Origin of the sequence: Shewanella sp. AS16 (genome assembly GCF_021412365.1) — a bacterium.
GTDB classification, from domain to species: domain Bacteria; phylum Pseudomonadota; class Gammaproteobacteria; order Enterobacterales; family Shewanellaceae; genus Shewanella; species Shewanella salipaludis.
This window is the reverse complement of record NZ_JAKCLK010000021.1, coordinates 1-3,649: the sequence shown is the minus strand read 5'-3', so window position 1 is coordinate 3,649 and position 3,649 is coordinate 1. Positions and strand designations below refer to the sequence as shown.

Sequence of the window (3,649 nt, the reverse complement as noted above, 5' to 3'; positions counted from 1 at the left end):
TAGCTCCTTCGGTCCTCCGATCGTTGTCAGAAGTAAGTTGGCAGCAGTGTTATCACTCATGGTTATGGCAGCACTGCATAATTCTCTTACTGTCATGCCATCCGTAAGATGCTTTTCTGTGACTGGTGAGTACTCAACCAAGTCATTCTGAGAATAGTGTATGCGGCGACCGAGTTGCTCTTGCCCGGCGTCAACACGGGATAATACCGCACCACATAGCAGAACTTTAAAAGTGCTCATCATTGGAAAACGTTCTTCGGGGCGAAAACTCTCAAGGATCTTACCGCTGTTGAGATCCAGTTCGATGTAACCCACTCGTGCACCCAACTGATCTTCAGCATCTTTTACTTTCACCAGCGTTTCTGGGTGAGCAAAAACAGGAAGGCAAAATGCCGCAAAAAAGGGAATAAGGGCGACACGAAAATGTTGAATACTCATACTCTTCCTTTTTCAATATTATTGAAGCATTTACCAGGGTTATTGTCTCATGAGCGGATACATATTTGAATGTATTTAGAAAAATAAACAAATAGGGGTTCCGCGCACATTTCCCCGAAAAGTGCCACCTGACGTCTAAGAAACCATTATTATCATGACATTAACCTATAAAAATAGGCGTATCACGAGGCCCTTTCGTCTTCAAGAATTTTATAAACCGTGGAGCGGGCAATACTGAGCTGATGAGCAATTTCCGTTGCACCAGTGCCCTTCTGATGAAGCGTCAGCACGACGTTCCTGTCCACGGTACGCCTGCGGCCAAATTTGATTCCTTTCAGCTTTGCTTCCTGTCGGCCCTCATTCGTGCGTTCTAGGATCCTCCGGCGTTCAGCCTGTGCCACAGCCGACAGGATGGTGACCACCATTTGCCCCATATCACCGTCGGTACTGATCCCGTCATCAATGAACCGGACTGCCACGCCCTGAGCGTCAAATTCCTTTATCAGTTGGATCATATCGGCAGTGTCGCGGCCAAGACGGTCGAGCTTCTTAACCAGAATGACATCACCTTCCTCCACCTTCATCCTCAGCAAATCCAGCCCTTCCCGGTCTGTTGAACTGCCGGATGCCTTATCGGTAAATATACGGTTTGCTTTCACACCTGCGTCTTTGAGTGCTCTGACCTGAAGATCAAGAGACTGCTGACTGGTTGAGACCCGAGCGTAACCAAAAAGTCGCATAAAAATGTACCTTAAATCGAATATCGGACAACTCATGTCTATTATTACAAATTTACGATTTAATAGACATATTAATGTAACAGTTTTACGATGTCCGATAATTTATAACATTTCGTACGGTTGGAAAAATGTTACTAAATGCCCGTCAGGCAGGGAGGCCGATATGCCCGTTGACTTTCTGACCACTGAGCAGACTGAAAGCTATGGCAGATTCACCGGTGAACCGGATGAGCTTCAGCTGGCACGATATTTTCACCTTGATGAAGCAGACAAGGAATTTATCGGAAAAAGCAGAGGTGATCACAACCGTCTGGGCATTGCCCTGCAAATTGGATGTGTCCGTTTTCTGGGCACCTTCCTCACCGATATGAATCATATTCCTTCCGGCGTCCGGCATTTTACCGCCAGACAGCTCGGGATTCGTGATATCACCGTTCTTGCAGAATACGGTCAGAGGGAAAATACCCGCCGTGAGCATGCAGCGCTGATACGTCAGCACTATCAGTATCGTGAATTTGCCTGGCCCTGGACATTTCGCCTTACCCGTCTTTTATATACCCGGAGCTGGATAAGCAACGAACGTCCTGGCCTGCTTTTCGATCTGGCGACAGGGTGGCTTATGCAACATCGTATTATTCTCCCCGGAGCCACTACGCTGACCCGGTTGATTTCAGAGGTAAGGGAAAAGGCGACGTTGCGCCTGTGGAACAAACTGGCACTGATACCGTCAGCCGAACAGCGTTCACAGCTGGAGATGCTGCTGGGGCCAACTGATTGCAGCCGCCTGTCTTTACTGGAATCACTGAAAAAGGGCCCTGTGACCATCAGTGGTCCGGCGTTTAATGAAGCAATTGAACGCTGGAAAACTCTGAACGATTTTGGCCTGCATGCTGAAAACCTGAGTACACTCCCGGCTGTGCGCCTGAAAAATCTCGCACGTTATGCTGGTATGACTTCGGTGTTCAATATTGCCAGGATGTCACCGCAGAAAAGGATGGCGGTTCTGGTTGCCTTTGTCCTTGCATGGGAAACGCTGGCGCTGGATGATGCATTGGACGTTCTGGACGCCATGCTGGCCGTTATCATCCGTGACGCCAGAAAGATTGGGCAGAAAAAACGGCTCCGCTCGCTGAAGGATCTGGATAAATCTGCATTGGCGCTCGCCAGCGCATGTTCGTACCTGCTGAAAGAAGAAACACCGGACGAATCGATTCGTGCTGAGGTGTTCAGCTACATCCCAAGGCAAAAGCTGGCTGAAATCATCACGCTTGTCCGTGAAATTGCCCGGCCCTCAGACGATAATTTTCATGAAGAAATGGTGGAGCAGTACGGGCGCGTTCGTCGTTTCCTGCCCCATCTGCTGAATACCGTTAAATTTTCATCCGCACCTGCCGGGGTTACCACTCTGAATGCCTGTGACTACCTCAGCCGGGAGTTCAGCTCACGGCGGCAGTTTTTTGACGACGCACCAACGGAAATTATCAGTCGGTCATGGAAACGGCTGGTGATTAACAAGGAAAAACATATCACCCGCAGGGGATACACGCTCTGCTTTCTCAGTAAACTGCAGGATAGTCTGAGGCGGAGGGATGTCTACGTTACCGGCAGTAACCGGTGGGGAGATCCTCGTGCAAGATTACTACAGGGTGCTGACTGGCAGGCAAACCGGATTAAGGTTTATCGTTCTTTGGGGCACCCGACAGACCCGCAGGAAGCAATAAAATCTCTGGGTCATCAGCTTGATAGTCGTTACAGACAGGTTGCTGCACGTCTTTGCGAAAATGAGGCTGTCGAACTCGATGTTTCTGGCCCGAAGCCCCGGTTGACAATTTCTCCCCTCGCCAGTCTTGATGAGCCGGACAGTCTGAAACGACTGAGCAAAATGATCAGTGATCTACTCCCTCCGGTGGATTTAACGGAGTTGCTGCTCGAAATTAACGCCCATACCGGATTTGCTGATGAGTTTTTCCATGCTAGTGAAGCCAGTGCCAGAGTTGATGATCTGCCCGTCAGCATCAGCGCCGTGCTGATGGCTGAAGCCTGCAATATCGGTCTGGAACCACTGATCAGATCAAATGTTCCTGCACTGACCCGACACCGGCTGAACTGGACAAAAGCGAACTATCTGCGGGCTGAAACTATCACCAGCGCTAATGCCAGACTGGTTGATTTTCAGGCAACGCTGCCACTGGCACAGATATGGGGTGGAGGAGAAGTGGCATCTGCAGATGGAATGCGCTTTGTTACGCCAGTCAGAACAATCAATGCCGGACCGAACCGCAAATACTTTGGTAATAACAGAGGGATCACCTGGTACAACTTTGTGTCCGATCAGTATTCCGGCTTTCATGGCATCGTTATACCGGGGACGCTGAGGGACTCTATCTTTGTGCTGGAAGGTCTTCTGGAACAGGAGACCGGGCTGAATCCAACCGAAATTATGACCGATACAGCAGGTGCCAGCGAACTTG

The 3,649-nt window shown here is 49.6% G+C and carries 3 protein-coding genes; 1 reads left to right on the top strand and 2 read right to left on the bottom strand.

Annotated features, from left to right (window positions below):
- Together LZP73_RS19060 and LZP73_RS19055 are read right to left on the bottom strand one after the other, a co-directional pair.
- A partial coding sequence (locus tag LZP73_RS19060; RefSeq protein ID WP_072263289.1) for a serine hydrolase occupies positions 1 to 438 on the bottom strand: 438 nt, incomplete at its 3' end.
- Positions 439 to 620: 182 nt separating this feature from the next.
- Positions 621 to 1,178 carry a recombinase family protein gene (locus LZP73_RS19055; protein ID WP_001235713.1) on the bottom strand — a complete coding sequence of 186 codons (558 nt, stop codon included), beginning with the start codon at positions 1,176 to 1,178 and terminating at the stop codon, positions 621 to 623.
- 163 nt (positions 1,179 to 1,341) lie between these two features.
- Here LZP73_RS19055 and LZP73_RS19050 point away from each other — a divergent pair.
- Positions 1,342 to 3,649, top strand: a 2,308-nt coding sequence (locus LZP73_RS19050; protein ID WP_234236490.1) for a Tn3-like element Tn3 family transposase, incomplete at its 3' end; no start/stop codon positions are given.

Excerpts from the sequence above, each read along its gene's own strand:
- LZP73_RS19055 (WP_001235713.1), bottom strand. The coding sequence starts at position 1,178 with ATGCGACTTTTTGGTTACGCTCGGGTCTCAACCAGTCAGCAGTCTCTT.